At 70.3% G+C, this 17,666-nt stretch carries 14 protein-coding genes; 6 read left to right on the plus strand and 8 right to left on the minus strand.

Annotated features, from left to right (window positions below):
* Positions 1 to 19 precede the first annotated feature (19 nt).
* Positions 20 to 247, minus strand: coding sequence for a DUF7455 domain-containing protein (locus H4W81_RS46705; RefSeq protein ID WP_318781507.1), 228 nt, complete (start codon positions 245 to 247; stop codon positions 20 to 22).
* A gap of 247 nt (positions 248 to 494) precedes the next feature.
* On the opposite strand from H4W81_RS46705, the gene H4W81_RS04040 reads away from it, so the two are divergent.
* From H4W81_RS04040 to H4W81_RS04055, 4 genes are all read left to right on the plus strand, one after another.
* Positions 495 to 2,549, plus strand: a complete 2,055-nt coding sequence (locus H4W81_RS04040) for a DNA gyrase/topoisomerase IV subunit B (RefSeq protein WP_192773533.1) — start codon at positions 495 to 497, stop codon at positions 2,547 to 2,549.
* Positions 2,550 to 3,163: 614 nt separating this feature from the next.
* Positions 3,164 to 4,237, plus strand: a complete 1,074-nt coding sequence (locus tag H4W81_RS04045) for a class I SAM-dependent methyltransferase (protein ID WP_192773534.1) — start codon at positions 3,164 to 3,166, stop codon at positions 4,235 to 4,237.
* A gap of 296 nt (positions 4,238 to 4,533) precedes the next feature.
* Entirely contained in the window at positions 4,534 to 5,322 is a 789-nt protein-coding gene (locus tag H4W81_RS04050; protein ID WP_192773535.1) for an SDR family NAD(P)-dependent oxidoreductase, read from the plus strand.
* 674 nt (positions 5,323 to 5,996) lie between these two features.
* Positions 5,997 to 7,409 (plus strand): amino acid permease, encoded by a 1,413-nt coding sequence (locus H4W81_RS04055; protein WP_225958449.1) that lies wholly within the window; start codon positions 5,997 to 5,999, stop codon positions 7,407 to 7,409.
* Positions 7,410 to 7,415: 6 nt separating this feature from the next.
* Here the strand turns inward: H4W81_RS04055 and H4W81_RS04060 are convergent, their stop codons facing one another.
* Positions 7,416 to 7,913 (minus strand): beta-class carbonic anhydrase, encoded by a 498-nt coding sequence (locus H4W81_RS04060; RefSeq protein WP_192773536.1) that lies wholly within the window; start codon positions 7,911 to 7,913, stop codon positions 7,416 to 7,418.
* 137 nt (positions 7,914 to 8,050) lie between these two features.
* Between H4W81_RS04060 and H4W81_RS04065 the strand changes: the two genes are divergently transcribed.
* Together H4W81_RS04065 and H4W81_RS04070 are read left to right on the plus strand one after the other, a co-directional pair.
* The gene (locus H4W81_RS04065; protein WP_192773537.1) at positions 8,051 to 8,362 is read left to right on the plus strand and encodes a hypothetical protein; all 312 of its coding nucleotides are present in this window, start codon (positions 8,051 to 8,053) and stop codon (positions 8,360 to 8,362) included.
* 359 nt (positions 8,363 to 8,721) lie between these two features.
* Positions 8,722 to 9,102, plus strand: a complete 381-nt coding sequence (locus tag H4W81_RS04070; protein ID WP_192773538.1) for a VOC family protein — start codon at positions 8,722 to 8,724, stop codon at positions 9,100 to 9,102.
* Positions 9,103 to 9,571: 469 nt separating this feature from the next.
* Here H4W81_RS04070 and H4W81_RS04075 read toward each other — a convergent pair whose 3' ends face one another.
* The 6 genes from H4W81_RS04075 to H4W81_RS04095 form a co-directional block, all read right to left on the minus strand.
* Entirely contained in the window at positions 9,572 to 12,574 is a 3,003-nt protein-coding gene (locus H4W81_RS04075) for a glycoside hydrolase family 3 N-terminal domain-containing protein (RefSeq protein ID WP_318781509.1), read from the minus strand.
* Between the two features lie 68 nt (positions 12,575 to 12,642).
* The gene (locus H4W81_RS46710; protein ID WP_225959259.1) at positions 12,643 to 12,864 is read right to left on the minus strand and encodes a family 1 glycosylhydrolase; all 222 of its coding nucleotides are present in this window, start codon (positions 12,862 to 12,864) and stop codon (positions 12,643 to 12,645) included.
* Positions 12,840 to 12,962: a hypothetical protein gene (locus H4W81_RS48350; protein ID WP_264083131.1), complete on the minus strand. Its 123-nt coding sequence runs from the start codon at positions 12,960 to 12,962 to the stop codon at positions 12,840 to 12,842. Before H4W81_RS48350 ends, H4W81_RS46710 begins: the two co-directional genes overlap by 25 nt.
* A gap of 161 nt (positions 12,963 to 13,123) precedes the next feature.
* On the minus strand, positions 13,124 to 15,619 hold the full coding sequence (locus H4W81_RS04085; protein WP_192773539.1) for a DNA gyrase/topoisomerase IV subunit A: 2,496 nt from the start codon (positions 15,617 to 15,619) through the stop codon (positions 13,124 to 13,126).
* Between the two features lie 86 nt (positions 15,620 to 15,705).
* Entirely contained in the window at positions 15,706 to 16,275 is a 570-nt protein-coding gene (locus H4W81_RS04090) for a GNAT family N-acetyltransferase (protein WP_318781511.1), read from the minus strand.
* Positions 16,276 to 16,285: 10 nt separating this feature from the next.
* Positions 16,286 to 17,623: an alpha/beta fold hydrolase gene (locus H4W81_RS04095; protein ID WP_192773540.1), complete on the minus strand. Its 1,338-nt coding sequence runs from the start codon at positions 17,621 to 17,623 to the stop codon at positions 16,286 to 16,288.
* Positions 17,624 to 17,666 lie beyond the last annotated feature (43 nt).

Here is a 17,666-nt window from a genome sequence, read left to right on the forward strand (position 1 = left end):
CATCGCGTCGAACGCCTGATCAGCGCTCGTCGCTGGCGGTTACCTTGGGTTCGCTGAGCCGAGCCGACTCGTCCAGGATTTCGGCGCCCTTCTCACGCAACACGGCCACGTGCTGACGCCCATGGTGGGCGCAGAACAGCAGCTCCCCGCCCACTGGCAGGGTCGCGCGAATGTAGGCCTGGGCGCCGCAACGGTCGCAACGGTCGAGGGCCGTCAGCGGCTTAACGGGGGCGAGAGCTCCAGTCACGTATCGCCTTTCGGGTCACCCCCGCCGAAGCGAGGATCTGGCGTCAGTCACTTGAGACAACATCTAACCGGACCTGGACGTTCCCAATCACGGGGTCTCTACGCCGAGAGCGGAATGTGGCGGAAGGTAACGTCGGGGGCTCTGTTGGTAACGGCAAACGTGACCCAGTGGCAAGCTTGTACGCGCGCGGACGGGAAGAACGGTAGGCTACGCACACGTGTTCGATGGCTAGACCAGAGGAGCTGGAGTGACGGTAGTGGAGGCGGGTTACACAGCTCGTCACCTGTCGGTGCTTGAGGGCCTCGAGGCGGTCCGCAAGCGTCCAGGCATGTACATCGGGTCCACCGACAGCCGCGGGCTGATGCACTGCCTCTGGGAGATCGTGGACAACGGCGTCGACGAGGCGCTGGCGGGCCACTGCACCCGCATCGAGGTCGAGCTCTACGACGACGGCTCGATCGAGGTCCGCGACGACGGCCGGGGCATCCCCGTCGACATCGAGCCCAAGTCCGGCCTGCCTGGCGTCGAGCTCGTCTACACCAAGCTCCACGCGGGCGGAAAGTTCGGCGGCGGCTCCTACGCGGCCTCCGGCGGCCTCCACGGCGTCGGCGCCTCGGTGGTCAACGCGCTGTCGGCCCGCCTCGACGTCGAGGTCGACCGCGACGGCCAGATCCACCTCATCAGCTTCAGACGCGGCGTTCCCGGCGTCTTCGACGGCGAGGGCCCCGCGGCCAAGTTCAAGAAGAAGTCGGGCCTGCGCGACGGCGGCAAGCTGGCCAAGCGCGTCACGGGCACCCGGGTCCGCTTCTGGGCCGACAAGCAGATCTTCCTGCCCGACGCCGAGGTCTCGATCGACGAGATCCACGTACGGCTGCGCCAGACCGCCTTCCTCGTCCCCGGGCTCACGCTGGTCCTCATCCACGAGGGCAAGACCGAGGAGTTCCGCTTCGACGGCGGCATCTCCGAGTTCACCGAGTTCCTCGCCCGCGACGAGGCGGTCTGCGAGGTGCTGCGCCTGCAGGGCGTCGGCCACTTCCACGAGACCGTGCCGGTCCTCGACGACCAGGGCCACATGACGCCCACGGAGGTGCAGCGCGAGCTCACCGTCGACGTGGCGATCCGCTGGGGCAAGGGCTACGACAGCACCGTCCGCTCGTTCGTCAACGTGATCGCCACGCCCAAGGGCGGCACGCACATCACCGGCTTCGAGCGTGGCCTGGTCCGCACGCTCAACGAGGTGCTGCGCGAGACCAGGCTGCTGAAGAACGGCGACGACCCGGTCACCAAGGAGGACATCCTCGAGGGCCTGACCGGCGTGGTGACCGTCCGGGTGCCCGAGCCGCAGTTCGAGGGCCAGACCAAGGAGGTCCTCGGCACCTCGGCGGCCACGCGCATCGTCTCCCACGTCGTCTCGCGCGAGCTCAAGGAGCTGTTCGCCAACCCGCCGCGCGGTTTCAAGCAGCAGCTGCGCGCCGTCCTCGAGAAGATCGTCGCCGCCGCCAAGGCGCGCATCGCCGCCCGCGAGCACCGCGACAACCAGCGCCGCAAGAGCGCCCTGGAAAACTCCGCGCTGCCCGCCAAGCTGGTCGACTGTCGCAGCGACGACGTCGACCGCAGCGAGCTGTTCATCGTCGAGGGAGACTCTGCGCTGGGCACCGCCAAGCTGGCTCGCGACTCGGAGTTCCAGGCGCTGCTGCCGATCCGCGGCAAGATCCTCAACGTGCAGAAGGCCTCCGTGGCCGACATGCTCAAGAACGCCGAGTGCGCCGCGATCATCCAGGTGGTGGGCGCGGGCTCGGGGCGCAGCTTCGACCTCGACGCGGCCCGCTACGGCAAGATCATCCTGATGGCCGACGCCGACGTCGACGGCGCGCACATCCGCTGCCTGCTGCTCACCCTCTTCCACCGCTACATGCGGCCCATGGTCGAGGCGGGCCGTGTCTTCGCCGCCGTTCCGCCACTGCACCGCATCGAGCTGACCAACCCCGGTCGCGGCAAGGACAAGTACATCTACTGCTACTCCGACGCCGAGCTGCACAAGGTGCTGCGCGATCTCGAACGGCGCGGCAAGCGCTGGAAGGACCCGGTGCAGCGCTACAAGGGTCTGGGCGAGATGGACGCCGACCAGCTGGCCGAGACCACGATGGACCCACGCCACCGCATCCTGCGCCGCGTGCGCATCGAGGACGCCGAGGCGGGGGAGCGCATCTTCGACCTGCTCATGGGCAGTGACGTGGCCCCGCGCAGGGAGTTCATCGTCAGCAGCGCGGCGGAAGTCGATCGCGACCACATCGACGCCTAGGGAGCACTCGCCGCAAAGGGCGCCCTGACCGGGGGGACCGGTGCCCGAGGTGGGATCCCGCCTGAGGTACCACCCCCTCCCGTCGCCAGCCCAAACGACCATGTCCGGCTCGCCTCTCGCCGAGGCTGCTGCGCCTCTCATGGGTCCTCCCGCGCCATCGGCCGTCGCTGGTACGGCGCGGGCAGTCAGTGTGAGCTGCGTTGACGTCGCCCCATCGCGCACTGGCGAAGTCGGTTCTGGAGGTGGGGCGCCAGATGGGCACGATGGTGATGCCGCGTGCTCGGGCGCCCGTCTCAGCTCGGCGAGCCCCTTGGAGAATCGGAGCCGATCACCTCGGTGGTGCGAAGCTCTACTTGCCGGCAGGGCAGGGTCTGGGCAGGGCTCGGGCAGGGCTCGGCCGCCGCGGGCTGGTGGTGACAGCGATGATGAGCGCCGGCGGTGGCCCCCTGGCCTTACCGCTGGTCCGGGACTCCGTGGTGTGGCGGGGCGAGGACCTCGACGCAGGGCCGTGATCGGCGTGTCTTCCGCCTCGCCGTATCGGGTAGGTACGGCTGTGAGCTGGGGAGATAGGTGGCGGGTTGCCGCGCGGGCCGCTCACGATCGGGGGAAGCGAGATGACGCTCGAAGCAGACGGCAGGGGAGCGGCCGAGGACTTCATGGAGAAGGTGTTCGGCGACTACGTGGGCGCCAACGCGATCTTCATGGCCGCGATCGGAGACCGGCTCGGCCTGTTCAAGGACTTCGCGAGCAACGGGCCCGCCACCAGTGCGGAGCTGGCCGCCCGTACCGGACTGGCGGAGCGATATCTGCGCGAGTGGCTGGACGGCATGGCCGCCGCCGGATACCTGATCTTCGACGAGGCCGACGGCAGGTACTCCATGCCCGAGGCGTACGCGCCGGTGCTCGCCGAGGAGTCCGGAATGATGTTCCTGGGCGCTGCCTTCTTCGACTACTCCACCAACTACGGAGAGACCTTCCACGCGCTGCTGGAGGCGTTCCGCTCGGGGGACGGCGTTCCGCAGGAGCTGTACGGCCAAGAAGTGGCCGAGTCGATCGAGCGCTTCACCGCGCCGTGGTTCGAGCACCAGCTCGTCCCGGTCTGGTTGCCGCTGATGCCCGAGGCGCGGGCCCGGCTGGAGGCGGGGGCGAGGGTCTGCGACGTGGGCTGCGGGCAGGGACGCGCGGTGATCAAGCTCGCCCAGGCGTTCCCCGAGTGCGAGCTGGTCGGACTCGACCGGTACGAGCCGGCGATCCAGGCGGCCACCGAGCACGCCCGAGCGGCGGGCGTGGGCGATAGGGTGCGCTTCGAGCTCCATGACGGCGCGGCGGGACTGCCCGGCCGTTTCGACGTGGTCACCACGTTCGACGTGCTGCACGACTCGGCCGATCCGGCCGGCCTGCTGGCGGCCATCCACGACGGGCTCGACCCTGAGGGCCGGTACGTGTGCGTCGACATCAACTGCGCCGACCGCAGCCAGGACAACGTCGGGCCGATGGGCACGGTGCTCTACGGGCTCAGCCTGGCCTACTGCCTGCCCGTCTCGCTGGCCCGCGGTGGCGCGGGGCTCGGCACCTGTGGGCTGCCCGAGGGGCGGTTGCGCGAGATGGCGCTCGCGGCCGGCTTCTCGCAGGTAAGGCGGCTGCCGGTGGACGACCCCTTCAACAACGTCTACGAACTCAGTCGCTGACACGGCGGTGGAAGGCCGTGGGCGAGCATGCGGGCGCCCGTGTGCCCGTGAGAACGTCCGGAGAACGCCCGCCCGCGAGAACGTCCACATGCGAAAACGTCCGGGTGCGATAGCTACCGTTTTCGGGGTCGCCCGGGCTTCGAGAATGAGCCTCGCTCGATCGCGCCGACCTGGACCCGCGGACAGCGGCGCATTTCATGGTGTGAAATCTTCACACCCTTTGAATTAACGTGACACTGTCCTCCGAATTCCGCGGAAGGCGATAATCCTTTCACGCCACGTGAAAGGGTCAACAAATGTCATTCGACGCCAAGAACGTCGTCATCTACGGAGCGGCCGGCTCCATCGGTTCCAGCGCCGCCGAGGCGTACGCCCGCGAAGGCGCCCGGGTGTTCCTCGCCGGGCGCACACGCGCCACCCTTGAGAAGGTCGCCCAGGGCATCGAGGCGTCCGGCGGCCGGGCCGAGGTGGACGTGGTCGACGTGCTCGACGAGCAGGCGGTCGACGCCTTCGCCGCGTCTGTGGTCGCGCGCGGTGGCAGCCTCGACGTCTCGCTCAATCTCGCCTCGCGCGGTGACGTCCAGGGCATCCCCCTGGCCCAGATGTCCGTCGAGGACTTCGTGAAGCCGATCACCACCGGGATCACCACGACGTTCATCACCGCACGCGCGGCCGCCCGGCACATGATCGAGCAGGGCTCGGGTGTCATCCTCGCCCTCAACAGCGGATCGGCGAACGTCAGCCCGATGATGGGCGGCACCGGACCCCTCGACGCCGCCATGGACTCCTTCATCCGCAACCTCGCCCTCGAGCTCGGCCCGAGCGGTGTCCGCGCCCTGAGCATCTGGGTGGCGGCCGTCCCCGAGACCTTCACCCCCGAGAAGCTGGCGGCCGTCAACGCCGAGATGCAGATGGACGAGGCGGCGATCCAGGGCCTGCTCAAGCAGCTGGCAGAGATGCGGATGCTCCGTCGCAACCCGACCCTCGAGGAGGTCACCCGGACGATCCTGTTCCTGACCTCGGACGCGGCGCTCGGCATCACGGGCACCTCCGTGAACGTCACCGGCGGCATGTTCGCCAACTGAACCTCCGACCGCTCCCGTGATCGTCTCGGCCTGGCCGTCCCGACAAGAGGCAGCCCGGCCTCCCTTCCCCAGCCCGAGCAGAGACGTCAGCCCGCGGCCTCCAGATCACGTCAGCCGCGGGTCTCCAGGCGGAACGGGGGGACGGCTGCCGCGCATCAGGGTTCCGCGGCTGGCGCGCCAGCCGTGGCTCTCCGATCGAGCGGTAGGCGTCAGCCGCGGGCCTCCAGGCGGGGGAGGGAGGTGACGGCTGCCGGGCTCCTGGTCGGGCGGCGAGCGTCAGCCGCGGGCCTCCAGATGTGGGGCGGGGCGTCTGTTGTGGGTCTTCTGGTCGGGGCGGCGGGGCGGCGGGGCGGCGGGGCGGCGGGGCGGCGGGGCGGGGACGGCAGGCGGGCCTCGGGTTTTTGGTCGGCGGGCCGGCGGGCGGGTCCGGCCCGCCCCAGAGGGGCTGCCGAGTACGGGACACGCCAGCGGACGGCCAAGCCTTTGTAATGTCCCGCGCCCCTCTCGCCCCAGCGGCAGACGGTAGCGCCGGGCCGCCGAACCTCAGCGCCGCCGGGGCTTCACGTGATCGGGACCTGGAATATCGAGCCCCTTTGGCGTCAATTGCCACGCTGACCTGCCCCTTCACCTCGTGCCATGGCTGTGTCTACCGTGAAAGGGGGGAGGCGGTCGCCATGATGTCAACGCACGACTCACTTGGCGGTGGATCGGGGATTCTTCGCCGCAAACCGGTCAGTCAGATCGCCACGGAACACGAGGGCGAGCTCGCTCGCACGCTGGGACTCTGGCAACTCACCGCCATCGGCATCGGCGGCATCATCGGAGCGGGCATCTTCGCACTGGCCGGTGCGGTCGCGAACCAGACCGCCGGGCCCGCCGTGCTCATCTCCTTTCTCATCGCCGGCATCGCCAGCGCCGCCGCGGCCTTCTCGTACGCCGAGTTCGCGGGCATGATCCCGAAAGCGGGATCCGCCTACACCTACAGCTACGCCGTACTCGGGGAGATCGTCGGCTGGTTCATCGGCTGGGACCTGCTGCTGGAGTACACCGCCATCGTCGCGGTCGTGGCGATCGGCATCTCCGGCTACTTCGGCTTCCTCGTCGGCCAGCTCGGCCTCGACGTGCCCGCCTGGATGCTCGGCGCGCCCGGCACCGGTGAGGGTCGCGTCGTCGACCTGTTCGCGGTGCTGCTGTGCCTGCTGATCGCGTTCCTGCTCACGCTGGGGATCAAGACGGCGGCCAGGTTCGAGACGTTCGTCGTCGCGATCAAGGTGGCCGTGGTGCTGCTCGTGATCGTGGTCGGGTACTTCCACATCAGCACCGCGAACTACACGCCGTTCTTCCCCTTCGGGTTCGCCGGCGCGATCACCGGCGCGGCCACCGTGTTCTTCGCCGTCTTCGGGTACGACGCGATGAGCACGGCGGCGGAGGAGTCGAGGGACGCCATGCGGCACATGCCCAGGGCGATCATGTACTCGCTGGTCATCTCGATGGTGCTGTACGTGCTGGCCTGCCTTGTGCTCACCGGCATGCAGAACTACCGGGAAATCGACCCCGAGAGCGGGTTCTCCACGGCCTTCGCGTCGGTGGGACTGTCCGGTCTGGCGACAGTCATCGCGGTCGGCGCCATCATCGGCATTCTGACCGTCATGTTCACCTTCATGCTCGGTGTCACGCGAGTGTGGTTCGCCATGAGCAGGGACGGCCTGCTGCCGCACTGGTTCGCCAAGCTGGACCCGGTTCGCAGGGTGCCGACCAGGGTGACCTGGATCGTCGGCGTCGGCTCCGCGATCATCGCCGGCTTCCTGCCGATCAGGGAGGCGGCGGAGCTGACGAACATCGGCATCCTGCTGGCGTTCGTCGTGGTCTGCATCGCGGTCATCGTCCTGCGCTACCGTCAGCCGGACCTGCCTCGGTCCTTCCGCGTGCCCGGCATGCCGGTCGTGCCCGCCATCGGGGTGGTCTTCTCGGTCTGGCTGATCACGTTCCTGGCGCCGGAGACGTGGCTGCGGTTCGCCGTCTGGTTCCTGATCGGTATGGTCATCTACTTCGCCTACAGCCGCCGCCATTCCGAGCTCAACGTCTGAGCCCCCTCAGGGCAGCTCCACGGGCATCAGCTTGCCCGTGTGGACGTCATAGATCGCTCCCGCCAGTGGCAGCTCGGCGGGCAGAAAGGGGCTGGTCCTGATCCGGGTCAGGTCGTGGCGGAGGGCCGCGTCCTGATCCGGCACGGTGTGGAACTCCAGGCTGCGGGTGTCCACGCCGTTCTTCTGGGTGAGGGCGTGCACGTCGGCGTCGGTGACCTTGGCCATGCCGCAGTCGGTGTGCGGCATCACCAGCACCCGCTGGACGCCGAGCAGGTACACCGCCAGCACGAGGGTGCGCAGGACGTCGTCGGTCACCCTGGCGCCCGCGTTGCGCAGGATCTTGGCGTCGCCCGCCCGGAGCCCGAGCAGGCCGAGGGGATCGATGCGGGAGTCCATGCAGGTCACCACGGCCAGCCCGCGCGCGGCCCTGCCCGTGAGGCCCGAGTAGGCGAACGTCCGTGCATACGTCTCGTTGGCGGCGAGGAGGTCGTCGAACGCAGTCATGCCTTGATGATGGCGCATGCCCGTTTCATGAGGATTTCCGGGGGCGGGTTGGCGGCAACTTGCCGAAGATCGCACGATCATCACTCACCTTGAGTGATGATGATGTTGCCCACCGTGTGTGACCTCAGAGGATGAACGTGAGTAGGACCGAATCGCTAGCCGCGTACCTGCGTGCGCAGGGACGTCGCCGGTTGGACCGGGTGGAGGTGTCCGACGACGGGCACAACGCCCGGTGCGCCCTGGCGCTGCTCGACGCGGCCGCCTACGCCGAGAGTCTTCCCGAGGACGATTCACTCATCGAGATGCTGGAGAAGGCGGGGTGTTTCGGGCCTCTGGGATTCGACGAGTTCTCTCCTGGTGAAGAGGGGGCTCGCTTCATCCGTGACTGGGCGGGCAGTGAGCCGCATGAGCTCCTGCTCGCTCTCCCGGCCGTCACCGCATCCGCTTGACACCCGGGGCTGGGGGCTCTGGCCGCCGCCAGATGAGATGACATGGGCACCCCTCCAATTCGCCCATGCCGTTTCCGCGCGTCCCGCCACACCCCCGGCTCCGGGCCCACCTCCTCCTTCGGCGCAGCCGTCTCCGCGAACCCGCGGGAGGACGCCTGCGGGCACCACTCAGGACGACGCCTCCAGGAACGCGCGCGAGAAGCGTGGAGGCCGGATGCTCAACCTGCGGCCACGCCTGCGGGGATCTCTGGGACGACGTCTGAGCGGCCGCCGCCACAGGGCGCAGGGATAGGCGTGTCCTTCCTGGGAATGTCGGTAGGCCCGTGTATGAAGAGCGGGACGGAGGAGAGGAGAGCTCGATGTCGGGAATCGCACGGATGCGCTCGACCGTCCTGGACTGCGCCGACCCGCAACGGCTGGCCCGCTTCTATGCCGAGCTGGTCGGCTGGCAGGTCACGGGTGACGACGGCGACTGGGTGGTGGTCAGCGATGGCGGCCGCTTCCCTCGCCTGGCCTTCCAGCAGGTCGACGACTACCGTCCGCCCGCCTGGCCGAGCGCCGAGATGCCGCAGCAGTTCCACATCGACGTCACGGTCGACGATCTCGACAAGGCGGAGGAGCAGGTGCTGGCCATCGGCGCCACCAAGCACGACTTCCAGCCGAGCGAGGACGACGACTTCCGCGTCTTCCTCGACCCGGCCGGACACCCGTTCTGCCTCTGCGTCGCCGACGACGGCTGACCCGACCCCGAAACCCGCACCCCAGGGCCAGAACTCCCCAGGAGCGAGCCCTGCGACCTGAGCTGCCCGCACCCAGAGACCCGAGGGCCGAACCCCCGAGCCCCACGGCGCCCGCTCCTGGTGACGCCGCACCCCATGAGCTGAGGGCCTGAGTCCAGGGTGTCCGTTTCCTGGGGGTGTGTGTTCCTCGGACCCGCGGGCTGAGGGCCCGAGCCCACGGGAGGAGGCGCGGCGATCCGAGGCCGGGGAGCCGAGGGTTGGAGCCCGGAGCCTGCGGTCGTGATCGCCGGTGGAGTGAGGTCTGTGATGCCGCTGTCTTGGAGTCGGGGATGTTGCCGCGGCCCGCCCGCCGTCCCAAGGGCTGCCCAGGAGGGCGCCCGCTGTCCCGAAGGTCAGTGGGCCGCCCCCGAAGACGCGTCTCCCGAAGGTCAGCGGGCCGCCCGGGAGTGAAGGCGCGTCTCCCGATAGGTCAGCGGGTCGCCTGGGTCAGGAGGTCCACCGCCTTTCGGAGGTTGCCTGCCGCCAGCTCCCGATCCGCCACCGCCTGCAGGTCGAACCGCCGTCCGCCCGCCTGCGCGACATCCCTCGCCACCGACACCACCGCATCGTCCTGAGCGAACGTGTCGCTCCGCGAGCGCTCCAGCAGTGCCGCCGCCGCGCCCACCGAGCTCAGCACCACCCGGGCATCCCGCACCGCCCCGTCCGCCGTCCAGTTCCGCGCCGCCAGCGCGCCGCTCAGCGCCGCCGCGGCCGCCCTGGAAGCTCCGTCACCCTTGGCGACCTGGTCGCGCACCGCCTTGAGCCGCGACCTCGCCTGGTCGGTCCGCAATCCCCAGCCGTAGGGGAAGAGCGGATCGTACGCGGCGTCACCCACGTTGAGCGGCAGCTGCTCGGCCGTACGGAACCAGGAGAAGGGCAGCCTGCCGGTGTACGGCACAGCCCCGAACAGCGGGTCGCTCACGCCCGCGCCCTCGGTGCCCGGCAGCCAGGACGCGACGACCGCCTCGACGCCCGAGAGGTCGCCCAGTGCGAGGGGCCTGCCCGAGACGACCAGGACGACGCACCTGAGTGCCGCGCACACCTTGTCGACGGCCGCGCGGTCGGCGGGGGACAGGTCGAGCGTGCGACCCTGGCGGCCGACGTCGCCGAAGCCCTCGGCGTACGGCGTCTCCCCCACGACCACCACGCCGACGTCGTGCCCCGCCATCGGCGCCGACGCGTCGGCCGAGTGGGTGACGGAGGCGGCGCGCCCGCGGACGCCCTGCAGGATCGTGGTGCCCTGGGTGATCGGCCCGGAGGAGCCCTGCCAGCTGATCGTCCACCCGCCGGCCTGGTTGCCGAGGTCGTCGGCGTTCGAGCCCGCCACGTAGACCTTCGCGGAGGAGGGCAGGGGCAGCAGCCCGCCGTCGTTCTTCAGCAGCACCTGCGACTTCGCGGCGGCCGCGCGGGCCACCTCCCTGTGCTCGGCCGAGCCGACGTCGGGCAGGCCCGACCTGTCGGCGTACGGGTGCTCGAAGAGGCCGAGCTCGAACTTCTGGGTGAGGATGCGGGAGACCGCGTCGTCGATCCTGGACTGCGCGACCCGTCCCGCGGCGACCTCGGCGGTCAGCGTCTCGACGAAGCTGACGTAGGCGTAGGGCACCATGATCATGTCGAGCCCCGCGTTGATCGACGTGCGCACGTCGCTGGGGTAGTCGCCGGGGATCTGGTCGATGGCCTGCCAGTCGCTGATCACGAAGCCCCTGAAGCCGAGCCTGCCCTTGAGCACGTCGGCGATCAGCTCCTTGTGGGCGTGCATCTTGGTGTCACCCACGCTGGAGAAGGACGGCATGACGGTGCCCACGCCGCGTCTGACCGCCTCGACGAACGGCGCGAGGTGGATCGCCTCGAGCTCGGCCCGGCTGCCGGTGAAGACGCCCTGGTCGATGGTGTAGTCGCCGGTGGTCGACGAGCCGAAGGCGGTGCCGCCGTCGGCGACGTAGTGCTTGGCGGTGGCCAGCACGCCGTTCTTCCGCAGCCCGTCCACGATCGTGGCCATCCGGGAGACGAGCCCGGGGTCCTCGCTGAAGGACTCGTAGGCCCGGCCCCAGCGGTCGTCGCGCGACACGCACAGGCACGGCGCGAAGTTCCACGGGATGCCGGTGGCCCTGACCTCGTCGGCGGTGATCGCGCCGGTCCGCTCCACGAGCGCGGGGTCGCGGGTGGCGCCCAGGCCGACGTTGTGCGGGAAGATCGTCGCGCCGATCACGTTGTTGTGGCCGTGGACGGCGTCGACGCCGTAGATCAGCGGGATCTGCAGCCTGGTCTGCTGGGCGCGGAGCTGGTAGCCGTCCACCATGTCGGCCCAGCCCTTGGGCGTGTTGACGGCGGGCGCCGAGCCGCCGCCCGACAGCAGCGAGCCGAGCAGGTAGGTCGCGATGTCGTCCTGCTTGGCCAGCGCGCCGCGCTCGGCCTGCGTCATCTGGCCGATCTTCTCGGCCGGTGTCATGCGCGCCATCAGGTCGGCGACCCGCTGCTTCACGGGCTTGCGCGCGTCGAGGTACGGCAGGCCGTGCGCGTCGATCACCACGACCGCGTCGTCGGCGGGCGGGGTGACGCCCTCACCCGACAGCACGATCGGGATGGTCTCGGCGACCTCGGCGTCGGAGTCGCCCTTCGTGGTGACCGTGAACGACTTCACGGTTCCCGCGGGCGAGCCGGCCGGGAAGGTCAGCGTGCCCTCGGCGGGCGCGTAGTCCGCGCCCGCGGTCGCCGTACCGGAACCGGTCCGGTAGTGGACGGTCAGGTCAGTGGGCGGGACGGCGGAGATGGCCACGCCGACCTGGGCCGACCCCTTCTCCTTCACTGGATAGACCGGCGCGGTGGTGGTCAGGCGCACGGGGCGGGGCGGCGCGGTGCCGTACACCTGGACGTCATCCCACAGCAGCGTGCCGGAGGAGCCGGCGGGCAGGCGCATCGAGTAGCCCCACATCGTCTCCAGGTCGAGCTGACCGTCGGTGGGCGCGCCGCCGGGCTGGTAGTCGCCGCGCCTGACGAAGTCTGCGAACTTCACCTCGATCCGCCGCCAGCCCGCCTCGGTGTCGGTGAACGACGACTCGAACAGCTCCGAGCTGCCCGGCCCGCCGCCGCCGTCCTTGATCTCGAAGAAGATCTTCTGCCCCGAGCCCGTGCCCTTCACCGAGAAGGCGAAGCCCTCGTAGGGCGTCCAGTCCTGGCCGGCCGGCAGGTCGTGCGACCAGCCGCCCCACTGGCTGACGTTGTAGACGGTCTTCAGCACGCGGCTGGTGTCGGTCTCGATGCTGAGCGTGGGGGTGGACGCGCCGTCGTTGCCCCAGGCGACGACGCCGGGTGGCAGCGTGTCGCTCTCGAAGTCGGTGACGGTCAGCGGGGCGGCCGCCTGTGCGGCCGGGACGAGGCAGGCGGATAAGAGGAGGGTGATCGCGCTGAGGGCGGCGATGCGTCGGGGGGTCACTGCGCCTCCTGAAGAAAGAGAGCGCTCTCTTGAGCGCACCATCCCGAATTCAAGGCGTGCGGGTCTGTTCACGTCAAGGCGTTCTTCCCGATCACGTCGCGCAGCCAGAGCGCGCTCTCCTCGGGGGTACGGCGCCGCGTCGCGTAGTCGACGTGCACGATGCCGAATCTGGGCACGTAGCCACGGGCCCACTCGAAGTTGTCGAGGAACGACCAGACCAGGAATCCGGTCAGCGGGACGCCCGCCGCGATGGCCCGGTGCGCGGTCAGGTGGTCGCGCAGGAAGACCAGTCCATGGCCGTGCGTGGGCCGTCGGGCTCGGGGCAGCCGACGCCCTCGCTGCCGTGGAAGGCGGGGAGGAGATCCTCGGGGTAGGAGCCGCGCAGCACCGGCTCGAGGAACAGGCGGTTGGGCAGGCCGTCGATCCGGCGCGCCGCATCCCCCTCGCCGATGGCCGGCGAGAGGTTGAGTGATCGGAGCTGCGCCTTATTTCATTGCATGAAACAGCGTGGGAGCCCCGAGGGCCCCCGCGGGGACCCTCGGCGCGTCGTCAGGAGGACTGCTGGGGCGGCTCGGTGACGGGCGACTCCTCGGAGAGCGCCCTGAGCGCCCCGCCCACCGCGGCGATTGTGTGCGTCAGGCGCAACCCCGACCCGTCGCGCTTGCTGACCTCGTCGGGCAGCGGCACGGGCTTGCCGACCGCAGAGACCGCCTTGGCGGGAGCCGGCCCCGCCCACGCCAGCAGCAGCACGTCCTCGCCCTTGAGGAAGCGCTGCGCGCGCACCCCGCCGGTGGCCCTGCCCTTGGCGGGGAACTCGGCGTAGTCGGAGACCTTGCCGCCGCCGACCTGTGTGCCGGGCAGCGCCGTGGACGAGCCCGCGATGGTCACCACCTGCGAGGGACGGGAGGGGTCCACCGCGCCGAACCAGATCACCGCGGCCCCGTCGTCGAGCCTGATGCCCGCCATGCCGCCCGCGGGCCGTCCCTGCGGTCGCACCGCGGAGGCCGGATAGCGAAGCAGCTGCGCGTCGGAGGTGATGAACACCAGGTCGTGCTCCTCCGACTCGAGCTCGACCGCGCCCACCACGCTGTCGCCGTCCTTCAGCCCGATGACCTCGAAGTCGTCCCTGTTGGCCGGATAGTCGGGCACCACCCGCTTCACCACCCCCTGTGCGGTGCCCAGTGCCAGGCCGGGGCCTGAGGGGTCGCACGAGCCCAGGCCCACCACGACCTCGTTCGGCTCCAGCGAGACGTACTCGGCGATCGGGTGCCCGCCGGACAGCGACGGCGGGTTGGCCGAGGGTGGCAGCGTCGGCAGGTCCACCACGTTCACGCGGATCATGCGGCCCTGCGAGGTGACCACGCCCACATCGCCCCTGACCGAGCTGCGCACCGCCGACACCAGCACGTCGTGGGCGGCGCGCTCGGCCCCGCCCGCCAGCGGCGAGTCGTCGGTCGTGCGGGCCAGCAGCCCGGTCGACGACAGCAGCACCAGGCAGGGGTCGTCGGGCACCTCCAGCGTGACCGCGGCGCTGCGCGTGACGCCCGAGGCCTCGAGCAGCACCGTGCGGCGCGGCGTGCCGTACTGCTTGGCCACGTCGGCCAGCTCGCCGGAGACCACCTGGCGCAGGCGGGTGTCGGAGGAGAGGATCTCGGACAGCTCGGCGATCTCCCGCGAGAGCGTTTCCTTCTCGCGGTCGAGCTCGAGCTTGTCGAAGCGGGTCAGGCGGCGCAACGGCGTGTCGAGGATGTAGGCGGCCTGGATCTCCGACAGGTCGAAGACCTCCATCAGGCGGGTACGCGCCTGCGCGGAGTCGTCGCTCGAGCGGATGACCTGGATGACCTCGTCGATGTTGAGCAGCGCGACGATGAGGCCGTCGACCAGGTGCAGGCGCTCCTCGCGCTTGCGCTTGCGGAACTCGGACCTGCGCCGGACCACCTCGAGGCGGTGCTCGACGTAGACCGTCAGCAGCTCGCGCAGGCCCAGCGTGCGGGGCTCGCCGTCGACCAGCGCGACGTTGTTGATGCCGAAGGTCTCCTCCATCGGCGTGAGCCGGTAGAGCTCCTCCAGCACGGCCTCGGGGATGAAGCCGTTCTTGATCTCGATGACCAGGCGCAGGCCCTTGTGCCGGTCGGTGAGGTCCTTCAGGTCGGCGATGCCCAGGAGCTTCTTGGCGTTGACCAGCTCCTTGATCTTGGCGATGACGCGCTCGGGGCCGACGTTGAAGGGCAGCTCGGTGACGACGATGCCCCTGCGTCGCGGGGTGATCTGCTCGACCGCGCACTTGGCGCGCATCCTGAACGTGCCCCGGCCGCTCTCGTAGGCGTCGCGGATGCCCTGCAGGCCGATGATCGAGCCGCCGGTCGGCAGGTCGGGGCCCGGCACGAACTTCATCAGCTCGTCGAGGGTGGCGTCGGGCTTCTTGATCAGGTGGCGGGCCGCCGCGATGACCTCGACGAGGTTGTGCGGGGCCATGTTGGTCGCCATGCCGACCGCGATGCCGGTCGTGCCGTTGACCAGGAGGTTCGGGAAGGCCGACGGCAGGACCGTGGGCTCGGTCTCCTGGCCGTCGTAGTTGGGCTTGAAGTCGACGGTGTCCTCGTCGATCGACTGCACCATCAGCATCGCCGCGGGCGCGAGCCTGGCCTCGGTGTACCGCATGGCGGCGGGCAGGTCGTCGGGAGAGCCGAAGTTGCCGTGGCCGTCGACCAGCGGGATGCGCATCGAGAACGGCTGCGCGCAGCGCACCAGCGCGTCGTAGATGGCGGTGTCGCCGTGGGGGTGGAGCTTGCCCATCACGTCGCCCACGACGCGCGAGGACTTCACGTGCCCGCGGTCTGGCCGCAGGCCCATCTCGCTCATGGAGTAGAGGATGCGGCGCTGGACGGGCTTGAGCCCGTCGCGCGCGTCGGGCAGCGCGCGCTGGTAGATCACCGAGTAGGCGTACTCGAGGAAACTGGTGCGCATCTCGGCGGAAACGTCGATGTCGACGATCCGCTCCTCGAAGTCCTCGTCAGGAGGGGGTGTGGTCGTCCGTCGGGGCATGTCGAACATTGTGCCGAAGAATCTCGGGTGCCCGCGACACCGCTGCCCCTTTGTACGGCTTGCACCCTGTCATGATCGGCTCGCGGTCACGGCCTGGCGCCGGGCCACGGTCCCGGTGTCGTGCCCTCGTCCACGTCGCCAGGCTCGTCGCGCTTCTCGTCGTAGACCTCGAAGCCCCTCGCCCGATAGTTGGCCAGCGCGGCCGGGCCGTCCAGCGAGCAGGTGTGCACCCAGACGCGCCGGGTCTCCGGCAGGGACGGCCAGCGGGTGGCCAGGTCCCACGCGCGTGCCGTGCCGGAGGACAGCAGGTGGCCGCCCACGCCGCCGCCCATGGCGTACGGCAGCAGCCCGAAGTAGGCGATCTCCACCTGCGCCCCCGGCTGTGGGTCCAGCTCGACGTAGCCGGCCGGGGTGCCCCGGTGCCAGGCGACCCACGTCTCGACGCCGGGCCTGGTCAGGTAGGTCATCCACTGGTCGTAGGTCCAGGAGAGCCGGTCGGTCCACTGCCAGTCGCCGCCGACCGCGGTGTAGAGGAAGCGGCTGAACTCCGGCGAGGGCACCTCGGCCCTGACCACCTCGACCGGCAGCCGGGGTGGTCGCGCGGGGACCAGCGCGCCGGGCGAGCGCTGCTCCAGGTACCAGGTGATGACGTCCACGTGGGCTATTTCAGCACGTCGTGCCCGGTGCGGGGACCACCAGGTCGGTCAGGTAGCGGTTGAGGTGCCCGCGGGCGCACTCGTTGGCGGCGTACAGGGTGTGCCCCGGCCCCTCGTGCCTGACCAGGCCGCTGCCCGGCACCTGCGCCAGCACCCTGGCCACCGCGTCGGACTCGCCCCACGCGCCCGCGCCGACCAGCGGCGGCAGGCCCTTCGGCAGCGGGGCGGGCGGGTTGGTCACCCCTGCGGGCCAGCCCACGCAGTTCAGCGTCGCCGTGGCCATCGTGCCCGCCGTCCCCGTGTTCGGCGCGATCCTGTTCAGGCGGGCGACGGTCGTGGCCATCTCCTTGCGGCCGGCGAAACGCGGCCAGTCGGTGCACTCGGTGACGCCGGTGGCGGCGTCGGGGAAGCGCAGGCCGCGGGCGGGGGCGAAGCCGGAGGCGTCGCCGCGGGCGGCCTTGGTGATCGCCTCGGCCAGCGCACTCCATCCCTTCGGCCCCTGCCGGACGAAGGACTGGGCCAGCCCCTGCAGGTCGCGGCCGTCGTAGGCGAGGCCTGCCCCCGCGGGGATCGGGCTGCGGTCGGCCTTGGCGACCAGCTTCTGCCAGAAGGCGGGACGGCAGGCCTCGCTCTCGCAGGAGGCGAAATAGCGGCCCATGGCCTGCTCGTTCTGCAGGGCGGTCAGCTCCAGTTCCCTGCTCCAGTCGGCGGCGCTGTGGTTCCAGGTGCCGTCCAGCACCATGGCGCGCACCTTGCCGGGGAAGAGCCTGGCGTAGGCCTGGCCGTAGAACCCGGCGTAGGAGGCGCCATAGAAGGTGAGCTTGGGCTCGCCGATGGCCTTCCTGATCGCCTCCATGTCCCTGGCGTGGTCGGCCGAGCTCATGTTGGCGAACAGCTCGGGGTCGCTGCTCCTGCAGGGCTCGGCCAGGCCGCGGTTGAGGTCGGCGAGCCTGGCGAAGTCGGCGTCGTCCTCGGGGAAGGCGGGGATCGGCACGCGCGTCCACGTGCACGGCAGGGCGGTGCTGGTGCCCTGGACCTGCTTGCCGTAGCCGCGGGTGTCCCAGGTGACGATGTTCATCCGTTTCCGCAGCTCGGCCCACATCTGGGGCATGGTCTCCGTCAGCAGGATGCCGGGCGCGCCCGGGCCGCCGTAGGCGATCAGCACCGAGCCCTCGGCCTTGCCTGTGGCGGGCAGCCGTCCGACCTTGAGGGTGATCGCGCGCCCTTCGGGCCTGTCCCAGTCGACGGGCACGCTCACCTCCGAGATCTCCATCTTCTCCGTGGGGGCGGGCGAGGGGGAGGGAGCCGGGCTCATCAGCGCGAGGGCCAGCGCGAGGTGTGTGATCATGCCGACCAGGCTCCCGGCTCCCCGATCGCCGCGCATCAGACCA

The organism is Nonomuraea africana (assembly GCF_014873535.1).
Lineage (GTDB): Bacteria > Actinomycetota > Actinomycetes > Streptosporangiales > Streptosporangiaceae > Nonomuraea > Nonomuraea africana.